Annotated in this window: 20 protein-coding genes; 8 read left to right on the top strand and 12 right to left on the bottom strand. The window is 62.4% G+C overall.

Features of this window, described 5'->3' with window-relative positions; translation table 11 throughout:
• Positions 1-75: 75 nt before the first annotated feature.
• The 5 genes from AC515T_RS18515 to AC515T_RS18495 all read right to left on the bottom strand — a co-directional run bounded on the left by AC515T_RS18515 (position 76) and on the right by AC515T_RS18495 (position 5,601).
• A complete protein-coding gene (locus AC515T_RS18515) occupies positions 76-1,839 on the bottom strand; it encodes an L-lactate permease (RefSeq protein ID WP_496529535.1) in 1,764 nt (587 codons plus the stop codon).
• A 223-nt stretch (positions 1,840-2,062) separates the two neighbouring features.
• Entirely contained in the window at positions 2,063-2,407 is a 345-nt protein-coding gene (locus AC515T_RS18510; RefSeq protein WP_496529534.1) for a DUF6124 family protein, read from the bottom strand.
• A gap of 518 nt (positions 2,408-2,925) precedes the next feature.
• Positions 2,926-3,306, bottom strand: coding sequence for a RidA family protein (locus tag AC515T_RS18505; RefSeq protein WP_496529533.1), 381 nt, complete (start codon positions 3,304-3,306; stop codon positions 2,926-2,928).
• A 170-nt stretch (positions 3,307-3,476) separates the two neighbouring features.
• Complete coding sequence (locus AC515T_RS18500) at positions 3,477-4,094, bottom strand: SOS response-associated peptidase family protein (protein WP_496529532.1); 618 nt, start codon at positions 4,092-4,094, stop codon at positions 3,477-3,479.
• Between the two features lie 553 nt (positions 4,095-4,647).
• On the bottom strand, positions 4,648-5,601 hold the full coding sequence (locus tag AC515T_RS18495) for a LysR family transcriptional regulator (protein WP_496529531.1): 954 nt from the start codon (positions 5,599-5,601) through the stop codon (positions 4,648-4,650).
• 100 nt (positions 5,602-5,701) lie between these two features.
• Here AC515T_RS18495 and AC515T_RS18490 point away from each other — a divergent pair, with 100 nt between their 5' ends.
• Positions 5,702-6,565 carry an aldo/keto reductase family oxidoreductase gene (locus AC515T_RS18490; RefSeq protein WP_496529530.1) on the top strand — a complete coding sequence of 288 codons (864 nt, stop codon included), beginning with the start codon at positions 5,702-5,704 and terminating at the stop codon, positions 6,563-6,565.
• On the opposite strand, the gene AC515T_RS18485 is transcribed toward AC515T_RS18490, so the two are convergent.
• A complete protein-coding gene (locus AC515T_RS18485; RefSeq protein WP_496529529.1) occupies positions 6,562-7,344 on the bottom strand; it encodes an MBL fold metallo-hydrolase in 783 nt (260 codons plus the stop codon). The two genes, AC515T_RS18490 and AC515T_RS18485, sit on opposite strands and share 4 nt — an antisense overlap.
• 91 nt (positions 7,345-7,435) lie before the next feature.
• Here AC515T_RS18485 and AC515T_RS18480 point away from each other — a divergent pair, with 91 nt between their 5' ends.
• The gene (locus AC515T_RS18480; RefSeq protein ID WP_496529528.1) at positions 7,436-8,404 is read left to right on the top strand and encodes a GlxA family transcriptional regulator; all 969 of its coding nucleotides are present in this window, start codon (positions 7,436-7,438) and stop codon (positions 8,402-8,404) included.
• 6 nt (positions 8,405-8,410) lie between these two features.
• On the opposite strand, the gene kefC is transcribed toward AC515T_RS18480, so the two are convergent.
• The 4 genes from kefC to AC515T_RS18460 form a co-directional block, all read right to left on the bottom strand.
• A complete protein-coding gene (gene kefC / locus AC515T_RS18475) occupies positions 8,411-10,237 on the bottom strand; it encodes a glutathione-regulated potassium-efflux system protein KefC (protein ID WP_109755511.1) in 1,827 nt (608 codons plus the stop codon).
• Position 10,238: 1 nt separating this feature from the next.
• Positions 10,239-10,760: a glutathione-regulated potassium-efflux system oxidoreductase KefF gene (gene kefF, locus AC515T_RS18470; protein ID WP_496529527.1), complete on the bottom strand. Its 522-nt coding sequence runs from the start codon at positions 10,758-10,760 to the stop codon at positions 10,239-10,241.
• A gap of 179 nt (positions 10,761-10,939) precedes the next feature.
• Positions 10,940-12,286, bottom strand: coding sequence for an ATP-binding protein (locus AC515T_RS18465; protein WP_496529526.1), 1,347 nt, complete (start codon positions 12,284-12,286; stop codon positions 10,940-10,942).
• Entirely contained in the window at positions 12,283-12,993 is a 711-nt protein-coding gene (locus AC515T_RS18460) for a response regulator (RefSeq protein WP_496529525.1), read from the bottom strand. The genes AC515T_RS18465 and AC515T_RS18460 overlap by 4 nt, the downstream gene beginning before the upstream one ends.
• A gap of 378 nt (positions 12,994-13,371) precedes the next feature.
• On the opposite strand from AC515T_RS18460, the gene AC515T_RS18455 reads away from it, so the two are divergent.
• From AC515T_RS18455 to AC515T_RS18440, 4 genes are all read left to right on the top strand, one after another.
• Positions 13,372-14,160, top strand: coding sequence for an MlaA family lipoprotein (locus tag AC515T_RS18455; protein WP_496529524.1), 789 nt, complete (start codon positions 13,372-13,374; stop codon positions 14,158-14,160).
• On the top strand, positions 14,153-14,389 hold the full coding sequence (locus AC515T_RS18450; protein ID WP_496529523.1) for a hypothetical protein: 237 nt from the start codon (positions 14,153-14,155) through the stop codon (positions 14,387-14,389). Before AC515T_RS18455 ends, AC515T_RS18450 begins: the two co-directional genes overlap by 8 nt.
• A 154-nt stretch (positions 14,390-14,543) precedes the next feature.
• The gene (locus AC515T_RS18445; RefSeq protein ID WP_496529522.1) at positions 14,544-15,845 is read left to right on the top strand and encodes an Nramp family divalent metal transporter; all 1,302 of its coding nucleotides are present in this window, start codon (positions 14,544-14,546) and stop codon (positions 15,843-15,845) included.
• Between the two features lie 69 nt (positions 15,846-15,914).
• Positions 15,915-16,394, top strand: a complete 480-nt coding sequence (locus tag AC515T_RS18440) for a VOC family protein (protein WP_496529521.1) — start codon at positions 15,915-15,917, stop codon at positions 16,392-16,394.
• Positions 16,395-16,612: 218 nt separating this feature from the next.
• Here the strand turns inward: AC515T_RS18440 and AC515T_RS18435 are convergent, their stop codons facing one another.
• Positions 16,613-17,011: a RidA family protein gene (locus tag AC515T_RS18435; protein ID WP_496529520.1), complete on the bottom strand. Its 399-nt coding sequence runs from the start codon at positions 17,009-17,011 to the stop codon at positions 16,613-16,615.
• 132 nt (positions 17,012-17,143) lie between these two features.
• Here AC515T_RS18435 and AC515T_RS18430 point away from each other — a divergent pair, with 132 nt between their 5' ends.
• Both AC515T_RS18430 and AC515T_RS18425 read left to right on the top strand, forming a co-directional pair.
• Complete coding sequence (locus tag AC515T_RS18430; protein WP_496529519.1) at positions 17,144-18,070, top strand: LysR family transcriptional regulator; 927 nt, start codon at positions 17,144-17,146, stop codon at positions 18,068-18,070.
• Between the two features lie 33 nt (positions 18,071-18,103).
• The gene (locus AC515T_RS18425; RefSeq protein WP_496529518.1) at positions 18,104-18,496 is read left to right on the top strand and encodes a GFA family protein; all 393 of its coding nucleotides are present in this window, start codon (positions 18,104-18,106) and stop codon (positions 18,494-18,496) included.
• 193 nt (positions 18,497-18,689) lie between these two features.
• Here the strand turns inward: AC515T_RS18425 and AC515T_RS18420 are convergent, their stop codons facing one another.
• On the bottom strand, positions 18,690-19,643 hold the full coding sequence (locus AC515T_RS18420; RefSeq protein ID WP_496529517.1) for an alpha/beta fold hydrolase: 954 nt from the start codon (positions 19,641-19,643) through the stop codon (positions 18,690-18,692).
• Positions 19,644-19,803: the final 160 nt, after the last annotated feature.

Here is a 19,803-nt window from a genome sequence, read left to right as displayed (position 1 = left end):
GTTGTAAAGGCGCTTGCCTGTGGCGAGGGAGCAAGCTCCCTCGCCACAACAGCCCCGATCATGCCTGACCCTCGATTACTGTCCTCCCACCACCATATGCGTGAACGGCGCCACATACGCCTGCAACGTCACCAGTCCGCCCACCAGAATCGCCAGCACCACCGAGTGGAAAAACACGTAGCGCAGGATTTCGCCTTCGTGACCGTACCAACGGGTCGCAGTGGAGGCGACCACGATCGACTGGGCGTCGACCATCTTGCCCATGACGCCGCCGGAGCTGTTGGCCGCAGCCATCAACACCGGGCTGATCCCCAACTGTTCCGCTGTCACCCGTTGCAACCCGCCGAACAGCACGTTGGAGGCCGTATCCGAGCCGGTCAGCGCCACGCCGAGCCAGCCCAGCAGGGTGCCGAACATCGGATAGAAAATGCCCGTGGCGGCGAAGGCCAAGCCCATGGTCGCGTCCAGGCCTGAATATCGCGTGAGAAATCCCAAAGCCAACATCGCCACGATGGTGATCAGCGAGTAGCGCACCACCCACAGCGTTCGCAGGTAGTGACGCACCAATTGCGGGATGGAATAGCCCATCAGCAACCCCCCGAGAATCGCCGCCAGGAAGATGCCGCTGCCGGTGGCGGTGAACCAGTTGAACTTGTAGACCGCTTCTTCGGTTTTAGGTTGGGGCACCACGGGCGGGACTTTTTCGATCTGCTGGTGGATGGTGCCGAAGGTCACCAGGGGCGAGAAGATCGGATTGGCCTCGCGCATCGGCTTGCCTTGGGGGTCAAGCTTGGCCGATTGGGTCTGCGGGTCCAGCGCCGGGCGGGTGTCGAACAGGTTCTTGAAGCCCTGGGTGCCCCAGGCGAACACGAACACCGTGAGGATGATCCATGGCATCCACGCACGCAGTACGGCGGGGCGGTTGTCGCTGCCGAAAGCGCCAGTGGCGACCGGTTGTTGTTGCTCGCTCGCCTCGATCTTCGAGTCATCGTGCCGACCCGTCAACGCCGCCGACGTATGCACCGTGGCCGGTTTCCAGACCTTGAGGAAACCGGTGAGGCAGGCCATGGAGATCAGCGCGGCGATGACGTCCACCAGCATCGGCCCGTGGTAGTTGGACACCAGGAACTGCGGGATGGCGAAGCTGACGCCGGCCACCAGGATCGCCGGCCAGACCTCCAGCATCTTGCGCCAGCCGGCGAAGGCCCAGATCAACCAGAACGGCACCAGCACCGAGAAAAACGGCAACTGCCGACCGACCATCATCGACAGTTCCATTTCATCCAGCCCGGTGACTTTGGCCAGGGTGATGATGGGCGTGCCCAGGGCGCCGAAGGCCACGGGCGCGGTGTTGGCGATCAGCGCCAGGCCCGAGGCGGCCAGGGGTGAGAAGCCCAGCCCGATCAGGATCGCCCCGGTCACCGCCACCGGCGTGCCGAAGCCCGCCGCGCCCTCGAAGAACGCACCGAAGCAAAAGGCGATCAGCAGTAATTGCAGGCGTCGGTCGTCGGTGATGCGCGCGAGGGAGTCCTGCAGGACCTTGAACGAACCATTCTCGGTGGTCAGCCGGTGCAGGAAAATGATGTTGAGCACGATCCAGCCGATGGGCAGCAACCCGTTGGCCGCGCCATACAACGCCGCAGAACCGGCCATGTCGGCCGGCATGCCGAAGGCGAAAATCGCGATCAGCAACGCCGAGGCCAGGGCGTACAACGCCGCCAGGTGCGCCTTGACATGAAAGAACGCGAGGGACGCCAGCATCACCACCACCGGAACCGCCGCCAGGAGCGTCGACAGCACCGCATTACCGAAGGGATCGTAGACTTGTTGCCAGACCATGTTCCACCTCTGCTTTTTATTGTTGGAAGTGCAGGCCCCCGGGGGGATTGGCAGAGAAGTATAGGCGGGGATTTGCTAGGGAACGCCAGGCAAACCCCTGTGGCGAGGGAGCTTGCTCCCGCTGGGGCGCGTAGCGGCCCCAAAAAATTTATGCATTAAGCAAAAAACTGGGGCCTGCTGCGCAGTCCAGCGGGAGCAAGCTCCCTCGCCACAGGGGGATGCGCTATGTCGGCTGGCGTGCTTCGACGTTGTCCAGCGCGCGGTTCGCCAGCATTGCGCTCAGTTCGATCAGTTGCTGGATGCCCAAGGCAATGTGACGCCTGGGACCTTCCAGGTCGAAGGCCAGGTCATTGACCATGGCATTGGCCGAGGCCAGGTTTTCGCTGAGGTTGGCGAGCAGGGTTTCGGTGTCGACGCCATGGGCGACGGTGAACAGCTGGCCTGGATCGGCCTCGGGTTTGTCGGGTTTGGGCTTGAGGTAGTGATCGAGGATGCGGTCGGCGGCTTTGTCGAATGCTTTTGAGTTGGCTGGATCGGTGTCCGGTGGGTTGGGTGTTGGTTTGAACATAGATGAAACTCCAGATAAGAAATAGGAGCCATCACTCTCGCTACCAAACGAAGGGTGGCGGCCATACGAAGGTTGGTAGACCGGTTACCTGGCAACCCGGCGCGTCCGAGAACGCCCTGCGCATGACCACCATAAAACAGAGGACGTAGAAGTCCCTTGCATCAGGATGCACGTGCGCCAGGAAACCGGGCTACCAAACCCGATCGCTGATTTCTCAGCGACCCGGAAACGATAGAGCCCGGCCCCCCAGGCGCACAAGCCGGCGGATTCTGGCGCAGTTGTAGGGAATGGCGCAAGACAACGTAGCCCGATCCTGAACGCTCCTACACCGGGATAAACACAGTCATTTGAATAAACACAATCCCCCTTGTGGCGAGGGAGCTTGCTCCCGCTGGGTCGCGAAGCGGCCCCAGAATTTCTGCATTGAGCAAAAAACCTGGGCCTGCTGCGCAGTCCAGCGGGAGCAAGCTCCCTCGCCACAAAAGCGCTTACTCAGGCCAATAGAGCAGTGCCCCCGTTCAGCCCTTCGCCGCCATCGCCGTCACTTCCACTTTCATTCCTTCAACCGCCAGCGCGGCCACGCCCACCGCTGCACGAACCGGCCAAGGCTTGGCGAAGAAGCGTTTGTAGACTTCGTTGAACGCGGCGCGGTCCGCCATGTCGGTCAGGTAGATGGTCAGGTGCAGGACCCGGTCCATGGAACTGCCGGCGCCCTCCAGGGCGGTCTTGAGGGATTGCAACGTGCATTCGCTCTGCCGGGTGATGTCACCCAGTTCCAGGCTGCCATCGGCGTGGGTGGGGATTTGCGTGGAAACCAGCAGGCCGCCGAAACCGGCGACGTCAGAGGAAATGGAATCGGCATCTGGATCTGGAATAAACGTGATGTCTGGGTTGCTCATGCAAAGCCTCATGCTGGAAAAGAAAAAGGACCGCCGCAGTTTACCGTCCCTTGTTGCGCCGTTCCTGCATTCCTTTATCCGTGCGCTCCCAGTTCGCTGTTCCCAGCATCAAAGCCCCTGGGCCGGACGTTGAGCTGCCATCGCCGGTTCAAGGGGCGGTGGCGCGCCGTTCAGGCGGGCGGCCAGTTGTGTGCCTGTTCCCACCCCAGCTCGGGCGCCAGCCAGTCAAGTGCATCTTCGGCGCTGAAGGCCAGTACCCGCTGCTGCTGGTTGGCGAGGTCGCCATAGGTCACCAGGGCCAGGCCGTCACAGCCCAACGGCGTCTCGCTGGCCTGGGCCAGGGCGGCCAGGAAGATCGGGGTCGACTGCCGGGCGGTTGTGTAGGTGAGGCGTTGCGCTTGGGAGGATGACGCGGGGGCTTGCGTCTCATACCAGCCCTCCACGGCAACCAGTACGCGGCCTTCATGCTTGATGGGATCGAAGACCTTGGAACGCATGACCAGATGCAACGGCAGATGCGTGAGCGGCGGCATCGTTCCCACCGACCAGATCGGCGACCAGCCCCAGCGAACCTTGATGCACTCCAGGTGCCCGCCGCGACGACGAATGGCGCTGACCTGCATGTTTGGCTTGATCAGGCTGTGCCGTTCCTGGGCCTTGGGCGGTGCTGTCACATACAGGTCCAAGGGCGTCACGCTTGTACCGAAGCGGCTGCCGGGCGTGTCTCGTTGGGCGAAATACGCCAGGGAGTCTTTTGAAGAACCGTGTTGAACAAGACCGTCGCACATAACGAAACTCCCGGCAGTGAAACGCAAAGAAGCCTTGATCTACCCGCTGTTCAAGCCGTGACGTCGAAGTGCGTCAGTGTGGCGTTCAGCGGTGTCATGTAGGTCCGAGCCGTGGCGAAACGCTTGGTTCGAAAATCCTCGCGGCGGGGAGACGAGCGGGCAATGGGTGAATGCACTACCGCCATCGCGAGCAAGCTCGCTCCCACAGGGATTTGTGGTGGGGCGGGATTTTCGGGTACACCGCCGAACCCTTGTGGGAGCGAGCTTGCTCGCGATAGCGGTGTATCAGCTTGCGGGGAGCTTGACTGTGCCGACGCCTTCGCGAGCAGGCTCGCTCCCACAGGGATTTGTGGTGGGCGGGATTTTCGGGTACGCCGCCGAACCCTTGTGGGAGCGAGCTTGCTCGCGATAGCGGTGTATCAGCTTGCGGGGAGCTTGACTGTGCCGACGCCATCGCGAGCAGGCTCGCTCCCACAGGGATTTGTGGTGGGCGGGATTTTCGGGTACGCCGCCGAACCCTTGTGGGAGCGAGCTTGCTCGCGATAGCGGTGTATCAGCTTGCGGGGAGCTTGACTGTGCCGACGCCTTCGCGAGCAAGCTCGCTCCCATACCGTTGTGCATGGATGAAATCCACGAAAGCCCTTAACGGCGAGGGCAGGTAGCGGCGGCCGGGGTAGTAGAGGAATGGCCCGGTGAAGCGCTGCCACCAGGGTTCGAGTACCGGTTCGAGGGCGCCGCTGTCCAGGTAGGGGCGTAGCCAGTCCTCGAACAGGTGGACGATGCCCAGCCCATCCACCGCGGCCTGTACCGCCAGGTCCATCGCGCCGCCGATGCGCACGATCAAGGGGCCGCTCGGGTCGACGCTCATCGTTTCACCGTCACGTTCATATTCCCACAGGGGCAGGGCGCCGCTGGGAAACTTGCCCGTCAGGCAGGCATGCCCCAGCAGCTCCCGTGGATGTTCGGGACGGCCCCTGGCATCGAGGTACGCGGGTGAAGCGGCCGTGGCGAAGCGCTGGAACCGAGGGCCGATGGGGATGGCGATCATGTCCTGCTCAAGGCGCTCGTCGTAGCGAATGCCCGCGTCACAGCCGGCCGCGAGCATGTCGACGAAGCTTTCTTCGGTGACCACTTCCAGGCGGATGTCGGGATAGCTTTTCAGGAACGGCGTGATGATCGCCGGCAACACCAACCGAGCGGCGCTGACCGGCACGTTCAGCCTGAGGGTGCCGGAAGGACGGTCGCGAAAATCGTTGACCACGTCCATCGCCGCCTCGACTTCGCCCAAGGCCGGGACGATACGTTCCATCAACCGGGCACCGGCCTCGGTCGGTACCACGCTGCGGGTGGTACGGTTGAGCAGGCGCACGCCGAGCCGGCTTTCCATCCGGCGTACAGCATCGCTGAGGCTCGACGCGGACTTGCCGCTCACCCGCGCGCCTTCACGAAAGCCCTTCGCATTGACCACGGCCACAAAGGCCAGCAAGTCTTGAATATCCGTCGCCATTGTTCTCTCCACCGTACAGCCCGTGCTGATTGCACCTGATTATCAAGGGAATGGTCAACGCCTATAGTCGGCCCACTTACATTGAACCGAGGGCTACGACATGAACATTGCAGGCAAGGCGGGCAGCTTTTTACTGGGCGAGCGTACGGTCAATCGCATGGGCTATGGCGCGATGCAGTTGGCGGGGCCCCAGGTCTTCGGGCCGCCCAAAGATCCGGCGGCCGCCGTCGCCGTGCTGCGCGAAGCATTGGCGAGCGGGGTCAACCACATCGACACCGCAGACTTCTACGGGCCCCATGTCACCAACCAGCTGATCCGCCAAGCGCTGCACCCTTATGCCCAGGACCTGGTCATTGTGACCAAGGTCGGCGCCGTGCGCGGTGCCGATGCGTCCTGGAGCCCGGCCCACAGCCCCGCCGAGCTGACCCAGGCGGTCCACGACAACTTGCGCAACCTGGGCGTGGAGGTCTTGGACGTGGTCAACCTGCGAGTGTGGGGCGACCTGCATTCGCCCTCGGAGGCTTCCATCGAGGAATCGTTTACGACATTGGCCGAGTTGCAGCGCCAGGGCCTCATCCGCCATCTGGGCCTGAGCAACGTCACGGCCGCGCAGGTCAAGCAGGCCCAAGGCATCGCCCAGGTGGTCTGCGTACAGAACCACTACAACCTGACCCATCGCGACGACGAACAGCTCGTCGCCGACCTGGGCCGGCAGGGCATCGCCTACGTGCCGTTCTTCCCGCTGGGCGGCTTCACACCGCTGCAATCGGACACCCTTTCCAGCGTGGCGGCGCGCTTGCAGGCGTCACCGCTGTGCGTGGCCCTGGCGTGGTTGCTGCAACGTGCGCCGAATCTCCTGCTGATTCCCGGTACGTCGTCGGTGGCGCACCTGCGGGAAAACCTCTCGGCCAGTGAGCTGAAGATCCCGGCGCCGATGCTCGCCGAGCTGGACGCATTGGTCTAGGCCGCCTGGAAAACCAACGTCTCGCCATCTTCCGGTATCAACAACCGGCCCCCAACACCGGCCTTCACGGCGGCTGCAGCCAGGGCCTTGCGGGTCGTCGGGCAGTGGCTGATCGCTTCCAGGTGATTGGCCACCACGGTCCCGTGGGACAGGCGGGTGAATTCCAGCGTCTCGTCGATGCCCATGATGATGTCGCCGCCGATATCGAACCGTGCCCCACCTGCCGGCACCACGCTGACCTGCGGCTGGTGACGCAAGACGAACTCGCACACGGTGGGGGTGAGCACGGTGTCGCCGGTGAGGTAGACACTCGGTTCGCCGGGCAGCTCGATCAGGTAGCCGACACCGTGCTCCATCAACTTGCCCACCAGGCCCAACCCATGGGTGCATCGGACCGAGCGAATAGTGCCGCCCAGAAACGGGTGGGGTTGATCATGGGCCTGGGCAAGCGCCTGGACATTCAAACCACGCTTGGCTAGGTACGGGGCGTCATGGGGTGTGCAGATGACCGGGATCTGTTTTTCCCTCAGCCACCGCTTGGCCGCGCGGTCCAGATGGTCGAAATGGCCTTTCTGGCAGTGGGTGATCAGGCAATGGGTGACGGTCTCGAGGGCCTGCGCTGTCGAGGCCGGAAGCGCCACCAGCGGATTGCGTTGCGTGGCGCCAAACAGGCGAAGCGGCGGCAGCGTGCCCTTGCCAGCCAGCATCGGGTCGACGAGCACGCGATAGGGGCCGAATTCAAGAATGATTGTGGCGTTACGGATCTGCTGGATGTTCATGAGGCGTTCCTGTTGAGCGAGCGCTTCATGGTGCCGATCCGGTCCCGTGTGCATAATGGCCGGATCTGACATCTTTGATTCGCTTCAAGCCATGATCAAAAAACTTCGAGTCGGTCTGCTCCTGTTTCCCGGCTGCATGCCCGCGGGTCTGTTCGCCTTCGCCGATCTGCTGCATGCCGCCAACCGCAGACGAGGGCGGACGCTGTTCGAGGCGCGCTACATCGCCTTGCAGGCCGGGCCGGTGGTGTGTGCCCATGGCGTGACCCTGCACGCGGAAGCGGCCCTGGGCAGCACCGGGCTGGATGCCGTTCTGGTTCCCGGTTTCTGGGCCGAATCGGCGGAGCAGGTGAATGCGCTGCTGGCTGATCAGGCAGCCCTCGTGAGCGCGCTGTCGAAGCCTGCCCGAGCACTGAAGCTCTGGTCCTACTGCACCGGCGTCTGCCTGCTGGCCGCCAGTGGCCGCCTGGACGGGCAGGGCGCGACGGTGACCTGGTGGCTGGCGCAAGCGATGCAGCAGCAGTATCGAAAAGTCCTTTGGCAAAGCGAGCAGAACTGCGTGTTCAATGAACGCACGGCGACGGCGTCCGGAGTGAACGGCTACCTGCCCATCGCTGAAACCCTCATCGAGCGCAGCGTCAGCAGCGACGTCCTGCGGGACATCACCCGGCTCATGGTGCTGCCGCGCCCGGCCATTGCCCATGTGGCGTTCCAGGGCAGCACGCTGATCGAGCAACCCAGTGGATGGTTGCGACAGTTGCATGGGTTGATCGAACAGATGCCGGCCGAGGGGATCACCGCCCAGGTGCTGGCCAGCGCGCTGGCGGTGTCCGAGCGCACCTTGGCGCGCAAGGTCAGCCGTGAAACAGGTCAGCCCGTCGCAGCCTATGCCCGGCGCATCAAGTTGAATCAGGTCAGCGAGCGCCTGATGTTGACGGCGCTGCCCCTCGCCAGCATCGGCGCCGAGCTGGGTTTCAGCAGCAGCTCCAACTTGCAGCGCATGTTCAAGGCACTGACCGGACTGACGCCGATGGAATACCGGCGCAAGTTCGGGCGTGTATGACGCCGGTCAACTCGGCGTCTTGTCGGTTTCGTTGCGATGGTGTTCCGGCCAGCTGTCGACGGGGTGGGCACGGTCTTCGTTGAACATCTCCGTGAGCAGCGCATTGGCGCGGCGGTAGGCGTCGTGGCGGAACTTGAGGTCGTCTTCCGGCTGGGCGACGATCTCTTCCAGCATCTTGAGGTTCAGCCGCCGGAACTGATCCGCCCGCTCACGGGCTTCGTAAGCCCCGACCCCCATGCGTTCCAGCGCACTGCGACCCAAGGACAGCGCGCTTTCGAAGGTTTCCCGCTCGGCCGCCTCCACGCCCATCTGCCGCAGGGTAATGAGGTGCCCCATGTCCCGCGCCCGCACGATCAACTGCAACGCGGGGAAGTGTTCCTGGGCCAGCCGGGTCAGCGTCAGGTTGTCCTCCTGATTGTCGATTGCATTGATCAACACCACCGCTTGGGCCGCACCGGCCGCATGCAGCAAGTCGAGGCGCGTGGCATCGCCATAAAAGACTTTCACGCCGAACTTGCGCAGCGTCTCGATGTTGTCAGGGTCGTGATCCAATACCACCACCTCGACGCCGCAGGACATCAGCAGGCGTCCGGCGATCTGCCCGAAGCGGCCGAACCCGGCGATGATCACCCGTGGGTTCTGCTGGTCGACGAGGTCGGATTCGCGTTGGTTTTTCCGGGTGACGGACTCGAAGCGATCCAGCAGCAGGATCAGCAAGGGCGTCAGGCACATGGACAAGGCCACTGCCAGGGTCAGGCTCTTGCCCCATTGATCGGTCAAGATGCCGGCCACAGTCGCCGCGCCAAACACCACGAAGGCGAATTCGCTGCCCTGGCCCAGCAACACCGCCTGCCAGGAGCGCTGGCCGGCGGGAACGTTGAGGAACCGGCCTGCCAATTTGATCACCAGCAGCTTGATCAGGATAAATCCCAGGGTCAGGGTGATCACTTTGAGCGGGGCGTTGACCAGGGTGCCGAAATCGATCGACATGCCGACGCCGATGAAGAACAGACCCAACAGCAGGCCCTTGAACGGCTCAATGTCGCTCTCCAGGGCATGTCGGTATTCGGAGCTGGCGAGCAGCACCCCGGCGAGGAACGCGCCCATGGCCATCGACAAGCCGGCTTCCTCCAGCAGGAAGCCGAAGCCGAACACCAGGAACAGCGCGACGGCACTGAAAATCTCGCGCAAGCCCGAACGTGCGGCGAAGCGCAGCAGCGGTCGCGTCACGTAGCGACCCAACAGCACGACGATGGCGATGGCGGCGACGATTTTGCCAATCGATAGCAACAGCGCGGTGCCCGAAGGCGTGTCGCCGTGGGCCGACAACAACGGAATCATCGCCACCAGCGGGATCGCCGCGATGTCCTGGAACAGCAGCACGGCAAAGCTGCTGCGCCCGACGGCGGTGGCGGTCAGGTTGCGTTCGCTCATGGCCTGCATGGCGATGGCCGTGGAGGACAGGCTCAGGGTCAGGCCGACCAGCAGCGCCGCCGTCCAGTTCAGGCCCAGGGCTGTGCAGAACAAGCCAATGGCGGCGCCACAGGCGAGCATCTGCAGGGCTCCGCCACCAAATACCATCCGGCGCAGGGCCCAGAGCCGTTTGGGGTCGAGCTCAAGGCCGATGATGAACAGCATCAGGACCACGCCGATTTCAGCGAATTCCAGGATCGCCTTCACATCGGTAATCAGCTTCAGCCCCCACGGGCCGATGATGCACCCGGCCAGCAGGTAACCCAATACCGGGCCCAGGCCAAATCGAACGGCAATCGGGACGATCAGCGTCGCCGAGGCCAGGTAGATGAGCATTTCAATCAGGCTGTGAGTCTCCATTTCAATCTTCCTTCCAGGCGGCCAGGCGTTCGCCGTAATGTTCGATTTGGGTGCGTTGGGCCTCGGACTCGGCGGCATACGCGCCATGCACGACTACGGGTTCCAGCCAGCGCATGCCGCAATAAATGGCCGTGGCGTGGAGAGGTTGGGCCAACGCCGAAAAGCCCGGGTAGGCGCCGATCTGGAAATGATCCTGTTCGCCGCCGGTGGTCACGGCCCACAACAGGCTTTTGTCCTTGAGGACCGTGGCGCCTTTGCCGTAGGCCCAGCCGTGGGTGAAGACTTTATCGATCCACAGTTTCAGCAGGGGCGGGGTGCTGTACCAGTACATCGGGTGCTGGAGGACGACAAGCTCTGCTTGTTCCACCGCACGCTGTTCCGCCTCGACGTCGATATCGAAGTTGGGGTAAAGCGCGTAGAGCGAACGAATGACGACGTCCGGGTTGTTCGATGCTCGCTTGAGCATCTGCTGGTTCACCCGCGATTTGTCGGGGTAGGGGTGCGCATAAATGATAAGAATCATCGGTGAATTCCTTGGTTTGGCTCCGTCGATTCTTGTCTGTCGTGAGCGCGAGCGATGCAACCTGGAGCCGAGCGATACAAACAAGAGCGCCTTCCCGGGGCAGGGTCGAAGCCGGAAAGGCGGGACATCCTACCGAGGAAGGCGCGGATTGTTTAGCGCGGATCGATACATCCGGGGCTTCAGTCAAGCGGCAAGGAGATTCTGGCCTCCAATCCGCCGTCCTTTCGATTCCTCAGGGTCAGCGTCCCGCCATGCTCCAGCACCGTCGCCCGGGCCGCCGACAGGCCCAGCCCGACGCCGCCGGTGTGCTTGTTGCGCGAGCCTTCGATACGAAAAAACGGCGTGAAGACCTGCTCAAGGTGTTGGGCGGCGATGCCCGGCCCGCGGTCCAGGATGCGAATGTCCACACGGTGGGCGTTGGCCTCGAGGCGAACCGTCGGCTCGCCGCCGTACTTGATCGCGTTGTCGATCAGGTTGACCAAGGCGCGCTTGATGCCGATGGGCCGGCCGACATAGACCAAGCGCTGGGCGCCTTCGAACCCAACCTCGATGCCCGCGTCCTTGAGGTCATCGACGATGGTGTGCAGCAACTCGGCCAGGTCGAACGCGGTGGCATGTTCAAGCCGGGCATCGTCGCGGAAGAATTCCAGGGCGGAGTTGACCATCGCCTGCATCTCGTCCACGTCCCTGAACAAGCGCGATTGTTGCTCGGCATCCTCGATGAACTCCCCGCGCAGGCGCATGCGGGTCAACGGCGCGCGCAGATCATGGGAGATGGCGGCGAGCATCTGCGTGCGGTCCTGCAGGAAGTGCTTGAGCTGGGCCTGCATGGCATTGAAGGCGAGGATCGCCTGGCGGATTTCGTGGGGGCCGATGACCGGAATCGGCGGCGCCTGGTGGTCGACGCCAAAGCGCCGGGCGCCTTCGGCAAAGCGTTCCAGCGGCGCGGCCAGGTGCCGGGTGGCGATCAGCGCGACGATCAATGTCGAGAGCAGGATCAGCGCGATGATGATCCCGTTGCGCGCCCATTCGCTCAGCCCCCAACTGCGCGAAGGCACGGAGAAGATCACCCAGGAATGGTCGGCCAATTCGATGATCACCGCGTAGCGCGCATCCGCTTGGCCGGCCGGCCAGTCGCCCGGTTCGTAGGCTTCGATCCTGGCGTCCGTCCGGCCTAATTGCTGGCGTAGGAACTCCGAGCCCTCACTGAATTCCGGGTCGTCGATCACCGGCAGCCGCGCTTCTTCATGTCGTTGCAACCAGTGCGCGTTGAATGCCTGGTCACTGGCGGCCGCGGCAATCGCCGGGCGTTGTGCGGGGGCGACGGAGTCGATGATGCGGGTGATGGCGGCGGCCTTATCCATCAGGCCGGTTTCCATCAGGGGAGGGCGCGCCCAGGCACCGGCCAGCAGGCTGAACAGCTGGTTGAGGGCCAGCAAGGTCAGCATGGCGATCAGGGTGGTCAGGGCGATCCAGCGCGCCACCGTGTCCCGTGGACGTTGAGTGCCCGAGCGCGAGGGTTTCATCGCTTCACCACGTGGGGGCTGAACAGATAACCGCTGTTACGTACGGTGCGGATCATCGACGCGCCGGTGACGTCGGTCTCCAATTTGCGTCGCAGGCGGCTGACCTGGACGTCGATGCTGCGGTCGAACGCCTCGAAGGTTTCGCCGCGGGCCAGGTCCAGCAACTGCTGGCGGGTCAGCACCCGGCGCGGGTGTTCGGCAAACACCAGCAGCAGTTCGAACTCGCCGGTGGACAGCGGGATCATGACCTTGTCCGGCGAGCGCAATTCGCGCCGGGTGACGTCCAGTTGCCAGTTTTCGAACTCCAGGATCGGCCGGGAGGCGTCGCTCAATGCGTCCCTGGCTTCACCGGTGCGCCGCAGCACGGCACGTACCCGGGCCAACAGCTCCCGCGCATCGAAGGGCTTGGTCAGGTAGTCGTCCGCCCCCAACTCCAGGCCGACGACGCGGTCACTCAATTCGCCCATGGCGGTGAGCATGATGATGCCCACCGTGTGCTCGGCCCGCAGCCGTTGGCACAGCACCAGGCCGTTATCGCCCGGCAGCATGACGTCGAGGATGATCAGGTCCGGCACCCGACGTTCCACTGCCTGCCACAAGGCGTTGCCGTCGGCGGCCACGTCCACGCTATAGCCATGTTGTTCGAGGAACTTGCGCAAGAGGGCGAGGACTTCGAGGTCATCGTCCACCAGTAATAAATGGCTCACGGTGGGCACGCAGGGTAATGAATACAGGAGGGGATACTAGGGTCAATCCAGGGCTCGCGTCATATATTTCAACCCGGTAATAAAGTGGCCGACGGGCAATATTCTGGAAATCTGCGGGCAAAAAAACGGCGGCAGGATGGCCTTGATGTCGGTCAGTTAAAAACAAGTCAGCCCTACACAACCTTTGTGGCGAGGGGGTTTCTGTGGGAGCAAAGCTTGCTCGCGAAACAGGCGCCTCGATGTTTGAAAGTCCGCGTCGCCTGCATCGCGGGCAAGCCTTGCTCCCACAGCAAGCATCCCCCTCTTCACAAGAGCTGTGTCCGGCACCGTTTATTTAGCTGATCGGCAGCCTCCCATTCCTCGCCGAGATAACCCTGTATGCCGATTACCAAGCCCGCTCCGTTGTTCGTTCGATCCACCGTCGTGGTTGTATTGGCGGCACTCGCCAGCGGTTGTTCCAGCACGCCCGCTGCAAAACCAGGCTCGTGTGAAAGCGCGACCTACACCGTTTACGACCCCGCAGAACCGGTCAACCGTGGCCTCTTCGCGTTCAACCGAACCGTGGATGACTATGCGCTGGCACCGGTGGCCCGTGGTTATCGCAAGCTGCCGGAAATGTTCCAGGCCGGCGTCCACAACTTCGTGGCGAACTTCGGCGAGCCCAAGGTGTTCATCAACGACCTGCTGCAAGGCAACGCGCAACGCTCGGTCAACACCCTGGGCCGTTTCGTCATCAACACCACTGCGGGCGTCGTCGGGCTGATCGACGTATCGGGCAAGCTCGGCATCGAGCGCCACAAGGCCGATTTCGGCCAGACCTTCGGCGTCTGGAACCTCGCCCCCGGGCCCATCGTGGAACTGCCGCTGCTGGGCAGCGCCAACCTGCGGGACGCGACGGGCAAGGTGCTGAGTTTTGCCGTCGACCCGTTCGGCGACAACAGCAGCACCGTCGACACCCTGGGCACGATCAACACCGTCGGCGGCGTTGTCGATGGCCGCGCCGAGGCATTGCCACTGACCGACGAGTTGCAGACCGAACCGGATTACTACGCGGCGCTTCGCGATGCCACGGCGCAGCATCGTGCCGATCTTGTCGCCCAGGGCAAGTTGGGGGCGGTGGTGGAGGGCAACCCGCAGTGCCAGGATGGAGCCGCTGCCGATGAATAACCAGGCGTTGGTCTTGCATCGGCGAATGCGCTCGCTCGAGCCGGATGTACTGCACTGTCGTGAAGTTGAATTGCGCTTGGCCGAGGATGGTCGCCATGTGCTGCTCAACCGTTATGTCGAGTTGTATCGCCATGAACAGGTCAGTTGGTGCGCCATCCAGCAGCATCGGGTGCCGTTGGCGAAGATGGTGCGCTGGTTGGTCGATAACGGCGAGCCGGTGAGGGATTAGTGGCAATTTGCTCCTGAATACAGTGGTATCTCGGGAGCGGATATCCATGAAACATTTTTACATAATTACGCATTAATTATGGTTGTACGACGTCGTATCTAATGTGTTCGACTGTGGCCGTTTCTCACAAAAAAAATAAACGGAGACTCCATCCATGACGAGCATTCCTTCCGCTGAAGGCAAGGTTGCGGCGCCCGCGCAAGGCCGTTTCGTGCGCCTGCTCAAGCTTCTCGGTCCCGGCATCATCGCCGTCCTTTCCTGGTTGGGCGCCGGCGATCTGATCACCTCATCCGTGGCCGGGGCGAACTACGGCTACGCAATGATGTGGGTGCTGGCGGTCTCTCTGCTGCTGCGCTACCTGATCGTCAACATCATCGCGCGCTTCCAGCTCTGCAATAACCAGGGCATGACCATCCTGCAAGGTTACGCCCAGCTCAATCCGTTTTTCGCCTGGTTCCTGCTGGTGTATGCGTTGCTTATGGGGCACCTGATGAATGCCTACATGATCAAGGGGGCTGGCGAAGCCTTGGCCATGTTGCTCAAGGTCGACTATCCACTGCTGTGTTCGGTGGCGGTGGTCTTGGCGGTGTGGATGCTCGTCGGGCGCAATATCTATTCGATGATCGAAGGCGTGATGAAAGGCCTGCTGGCGATCATGACGCTGGCGTTCCTGGCCCTTGCGGTGATGTCCGGCCCAGATGTCGCGGGCATCGTCAAAGGCACCATCGGCTTCAGCATTCCGCCCGATGAAGGCGTGCACGGCGCGCTGCTGGTGGCCGTCTCGGTGATCGGTGCCGTGGCCGGCTCCATCGCCAACTTCGTCCATCCGTATGTCATGCGCCAGAAGGGCTGGGTGGGGCCTGAACACAAGCGTATCCAGCGTAACGACCTGCTGTTCGCGGTGTTTGTCGGGATCATCATCAACCTGGCGATCTGGATCGTCGGTGCGGAAATCCTGCGACCCAACGGCATCGAGGTCAAAACCTTGGGCGACCTGGGCAAGGCCTTGGAAATATTCTTCGGCTCGATCGGCTGGTACGTGTTCTTTATCGGTGTATTCGCCACGCTGTTCGCCAGCATCTCCGGCAAGACCACGGCGTTTCCGATGCTGATCACCGATGCCTTCCAGCACGTGCGGCCCGAGCGCCGGGAGCGTTATGGCAAGGAATTCCACCATGATCCGATGCACAAATGGTTCATGTTGTTCATTCTAGTGACGCCGCTGATCTGGTCGCTCCCCGGCATGCCGGACTTCGTCACGCTGACCATCGGTGTCAACGCGCTGAACATCATTGGCTTGCCGGTGATTTCCCTGGGCCTGCTGATCATGTCCAACCAGAAGTCACTGCTGGGCAAGGAGTATCGCAACAACCTGTTCGAGAACATCGCGCTGATGTTTGCCACGGGCCTGGCGTTGTGGGTCGCGTTCCAGCTGGGTGTGGATCTGTTCACCTGAGGCCCGGCCATCTGCAGCTTTCGGGGGGACTGCTAGACTTTATCGTCCAGTCCCTTTCGGAGAAGCGGAATGAACAATAAAAACAGGATCTGCCTCTGGTACGACGGCAATGCCCAGGAAGCTGCCGAGTTCTACGCCAAAACGTTTCCCGACAGCGCGGTGAACGCCGTCTATCAGGCCCCGAGCGATTATCCGTCGGGCAAGGAGGGCGATGTGATCACGGTGGATTTCACGGTGATCGGCATCCCTTGCATCGGCCTCAATGGTGGGCCGGTGTTCAAGCACAGCGAGGCCTTTTCATTCCAGATTGCAACTGAAGACCAGGCCGAAACGGACCGCTTGTGGAACGCGATCATCGACAACGGCGGCCAGGCCAGCGCCTGTGGTTGGTGCAAGGACAAGTGGGGGTTGTCGTGGCAGATCAGCCCGCGTGTGTTGCTGGAAGCGGTCGCCAGTTCCGATAAAACCGTCGCCAAGCGTGCCTTCGAGGCCATGATGACCATGACCAGGATCGACATTGCCGCGATTGAAGCGGCGGTGAAAGGCTAGTCGGCGAAGCACCACCAACCCCCTGTGGGAGCGAGCCTGCTCGCGATGACGGCGGCACCGCCAACATCGATGCAAGCTGACCCACCGCTATCGCGAGCAAGCTCGCTCCCACACTTGATGGGTGGTGGCTTCGATTTTCCGGCCTGCCTGGATCCCCTGTGGGAGCGAGCCTGCTCGCGATGACGGCGGTACAGCCAACATCGATGCAAGCTGACCTATCAGTCGGCCTCAGGCAACCTGGCAATCACCTTGATCTCGAACTGAAAACCATACAACCACGTCACGCCCACCGCCGTCAGTGTCGGATGCGGCGCGCTGCCCCAGAACTCGGGCACGACGCTCCAGATCCGCTCGAAGGTCGACTCGGGGTCGACCATGAACACCGTCACGTCCACCACATCGTCAAAGCTGCAATCGGCCGCGGCGAGGATCGCCTTCAGGTTGTTGAACGCCAGCCGCACCTGAGCTTCCAGGTCGGGCTCTGGCGAACCGTCGGCGGTGCTGCCGACTTGCCCCGACACGAACAGGAAACCATTGGAACGAATCGCCGGTGAATAGCGATTGCGCTCATACAGTGCCTGGCGTCCGGGCGGGAAAACCACATCGCGCTGTGTCATGAATACCTCCATCAAAGAGTGAGTTCCAAACGATGAACTCACTCTAGGGGCTTGTGTCCGGGCGATAAACGAGCAACCTTGGCGATCACTGTTTGTAAATCCCAAACAATCGGACCGATACCCGGGGCAGAAATGGACCGTTTTGATGCGATGCAAGCGTTCGTGCGAGTCGTGGAGGCGGGCAGCTTTACCAAGGCGGCGCAAATCCTGCACATGAGCAAGACCACCGTGACCCAACTGGTGCAGCAGCTCGAGGCACGCTTGCGAGTCAAGTTGCTCAACCGCACCACGCGCAAGGTCAATGTCACCGCCGACGGTGCCATTTATTACGAACGGGTGATCCGTTTGCTGGCCGACATGGACGATGCCGAGACCAGCGTCTCCAGCGCCCAGGCGCTACCCCGCGGGCGCCTGCGGGTGGACGTGCCGAGCCCGCTGGCGGCCATGATCCTGGTGCCGGCCTTGCCAGCGTTCTATGAACGGTATCCGGACATCCAGATCGACATGGGCGTCAGTGATCGCATCGTCGACATGATCGATGAAAGCGTCGATTGCGTGGTGCGCGGCGGTGAGCTGACGGATCAGTCGCTGGTCGCCCGGCGCGTCGGCGATCTCGCCCTCGGCGTCTTCGCCGCCCCGAGTTACCTGGCACGGTTCGGCCGGCCCGCGCATCCGCGGGAACTGGAAGATTCGCACCATCGCACCGTGGGTTTCCTGTGGGCGCGCACCGGTAAATCCTTGCCGTACGCCATGCGCCGTGGCAGTGAGCTGCTTCATGTCAAAGGGCGCTACGCCCTGGCCATCGACGACGGCAACGCCTACCTCGCCGCCGGTCTGGCGGGCCTGGGCGTGCTCTGGTTGCCCGAATACATGTCCCGGCGTCACCAGGCGCAAGGCGAGTTGGTGCCGCTGTTCGAAGACTGGCACCTCGACCCGATGCCGCTCTATCTGGCTTACCCTCCGAATCGCCACGTCAATGCCAAGCTGCGAGTGTTCATCGATTGGGTCGTGGAGCTGATGGCGCAGCATGCGCCTATCATGAGTCGACCTGTTTCGTGAAATCTGGCTGTCCAGTTGTAGAGGAGATCCACCATGGACCGATTCATCGGCGGTTGCCTGTGCGGCAACGTTCGACTTGAAGCCTCAGGGCGCCCGTATCGCGTTGGCCTCTGCCATTGCCTGGACTGTCGCAAGCATCACGGGGCACTGTTCTACGCGGCTGCCGTATTCCCCCAGGACGCGGTGACGATCGAGGGCGAGACACGGGATTACGCCGGGCGATTTTTTTGTCCCCGCTGCGGCTCGTCGCTGTTTGCCCGCTCTGGCGACGAAATCGAAGTGCACTTGGGGATTCTGGATACCCCCGATCAACTGATGCCCACCTACGAAAGCTGGACCGTGCGCCGTGAGTCCTGGTTGCCGGCGTTTCCGCTTACCCGATGCTATGAGCATGATCGTGAGGGTACGGGGCGGTCTGAGGAATAGATGCAACCTGTTCCACCGCTATCGCGAGCAAGCTCGCTCCCACAGTTTGATCGTGGGCGTACGCCAATTCTGGATACACAACCTCCCCCTGTGGGAGCGAGCTTGCTCGCGATGACGGCGGCCCATTCAACACTGGTGCAAGCAGGCCCGCCGCTTTCGCGAGCAAGCCCGCTCCCACAAATGATGTGTTTTTTTATTCCTTTAGGAATGTCAGCAGATCCTGGTTCAGCCGGTCCTTGTGGGTTTCGGTCAAGCCGTGCGGTGCGCCAGGGTAGACGATCAGTCGGGCGCCCTTGATCAGTGCCGCCGAGGCCCGGCCTGCCGCGTCGATGGGCACGATCTGATCGTCATCGCCATGGATGACCAGGGTCGGCACGTCGAACTTCTTCAAGTCGCCGCGGAAGTCTGTCGCCGAGAACGCCGCGATCGAGTCATAAGTATTCTTGCTGCCACCCTGCATGCCCTGCACCCAGAACGATTGGATCAGCCCCTGGGATGGCTTGGCACCCTTGCGGTTGTAGCCGTAGAACGGGCCCGAGGCGATGTCCAGGTACAGTTGCGAACGGTTCTCCAGGGACGCCTTGCGCAGGCCGTCGAACACCTCGATAGGCAAGCCGCCAGGGTTGGTTTCCGTCTTCAGCATCAACGGTGGCACCGAAGAAACCAACACGGCTTTCTTCACTCGGCCAGTACCGTGGCGACCGATATAACGCGCCACTTCACCACCCCCCGTCGAGAAGCCCACCAGTGTGACGTTCTTGAGGTCCAGCGCTTCAATCACCGCCGCCAGGTCGTCGGCATAGTGGTCCATGTCGTTGCCTTCCCAAGGCTGGCTGGAGCGACCATGGCCGCGACGGTCGTGGGCAATCACCCGATAACCCTTCGAGGCGAGGAACATCATCTGGCCTTCCCAGCTGTCGGAGTCCAGCGGCCAGCCGTGGCTGAAGGTCACGACCTGGCCATCGCGCGGGCCCCAGTCCTTGTAGTACAGCTGCACGCCATCCTTAGTGGTGATGTAGCTGGCGGACTGGACCACGCTGCCGACAGCGGACGCGCTGGCAGGGGCCTGGGCCGGCGAAGCGGCCTCGGCGCTGAGGGTGGCCAATGCCAGGGTCGCGACAGCCAGGGTGCGGTTGAAGGTGTTCATCGTGTCTCTCTCCATAAGGTCGGTTTGATCTGCGGCGATCGTCATCGATCGCGTTGGTGGGCAGATTAGAGAGAGAGGCCGATGGCGAGAACGGCGCGGGTATCGATAGCAACTATGGGAAAAACCGATAGCTGCGTTTCGCTTCGGTTGCGAGTTGAAT

It is taken from the genome of Pseudomonas sp. FSO-7, assembly GCF_059579345.1.
The sequence above is the reverse complement of the archived record's forward strand: the minus strand, read 5'-3'. Positions and strand labels throughout refer to the sequence as shown.

What these genes read in the sequence shown, in the direction of transcription:
- AC515T_RS18515 (WP_496529535.1), bottom strand. Translation starts at nt 1,839, where the DNA reads ATGGTCTGGCAACAAGTCTACGATCCCTTCGGTAATGCGGTGCTGTCG.
- AC515T_RS18510 (WP_496529534.1), bottom strand. Translation starts at nt 2,407, where the DNA reads ATGTTCAAACCAACACCCAACCCACCGGACACCGATCCAGCCAACTCA.
- AC515T_RS18505 (WP_496529533.1), bottom strand. Translation starts at nt 3,306, where the DNA reads ATGAGCAACCCAGACATCACGTTTATTCCAGATCCAGATGCCGATTCC.
- AC515T_RS18500 (WP_496529532.1), bottom strand. Translation starts at nt 4,094, where the DNA reads ATGTGCGACGGTCTTGTTCAACACGGTTCTTCAAAAGACTCCCTGGCG.
- AC515T_RS18495 (WP_496529531.1), bottom strand. Translation starts at nt 5,601, where the DNA reads ATGGCGACGGATATTCAAGACTTGCTGGCCTTTGTGGCCGTGGTCAAT.
- AC515T_RS18490 (WP_496529530.1), top strand. Translation starts at nt 5,702, where the DNA reads ATGAACATTGCAGGCAAGGCGGGCAGCTTTTTACTGGGCGAGCGTACG.
- AC515T_RS18485 (WP_496529529.1), bottom strand. Translation starts at nt 7,344, where the DNA reads ATGAACATCCAGCAGATCCGTAACGCCACAATCATTCTTGAATTCGGC.
- AC515T_RS18480 (WP_496529528.1), top strand. Translation starts at nt 7,436, where the DNA reads ATGATCAAAAAACTTCGAGTCGGTCTGCTCCTGTTTCCCGGCTGCATG.
- kefC (WP_109755511.1), bottom strand. Translation starts at nt 10,237, where the DNA reads ATGGAGACTCACAGCCTGATTGAAATGCTCATCTACCTGGCCTCGGCG.
- kefF (WP_496529527.1), bottom strand. Translation starts at nt 10,760, where the DNA reads ATGATTCTTATCATTTATGCGCACCCCTACCCCGACAAATCGCGGGTG.
- AC515T_RS18465 (WP_496529526.1), bottom strand. Translation starts at nt 12,286, where the DNA reads ATGAAACCCTCGCGCTCGGGCACTCAACGTCCACGGGACACGGTGGCG.
- AC515T_RS18455 (WP_496529524.1), top strand. Translation starts at nt 13,372, where the DNA reads ATGCCGATTACCAAGCCCGCTCCGTTGTTCGTTCGATCCACCGTCGTG.
- AC515T_RS18450 (WP_496529523.1), top strand. Translation starts at nt 14,153, where the DNA reads ATGAATAACCAGGCGTTGGTCTTGCATCGGCGAATGCGCTCGCTCGAG.
- AC515T_RS18445 (WP_496529522.1), top strand. Translation starts at nt 14,544, where the DNA reads ATGACGAGCATTCCTTCCGCTGAAGGCAAGGTTGCGGCGCCCGCGCAA.
- AC515T_RS18440 (WP_496529521.1), top strand. Translation starts at nt 15,915, where the DNA reads ATGAACAATAAAAACAGGATCTGCCTCTGGTACGACGGCAATGCCCAG.
- AC515T_RS18435 (WP_496529520.1), bottom strand. Translation starts at nt 17,011, where the DNA reads ATGACACAGCGCGATGTGGTTTTCCCGCCCGGACGCCAGGCACTGTAT.
- AC515T_RS18430 (WP_496529519.1), top strand. Translation starts at nt 17,144, where the DNA reads ATGGACCGTTTTGATGCGATGCAAGCGTTCGTGCGAGTCGTGGAGGCG.
- AC515T_RS18425 (WP_496529518.1), top strand. Translation starts at nt 18,104, where the DNA reads ATGGACCGATTCATCGGCGGTTGCCTGTGCGGCAACGTTCGACTTGAA.
- AC515T_RS18420 (WP_496529517.1), bottom strand. Translation starts at nt 19,643, where the DNA reads ATGAACACCTTCAACCGCACCCTGGCTGTCGCGACCCTGGCATTGGCC.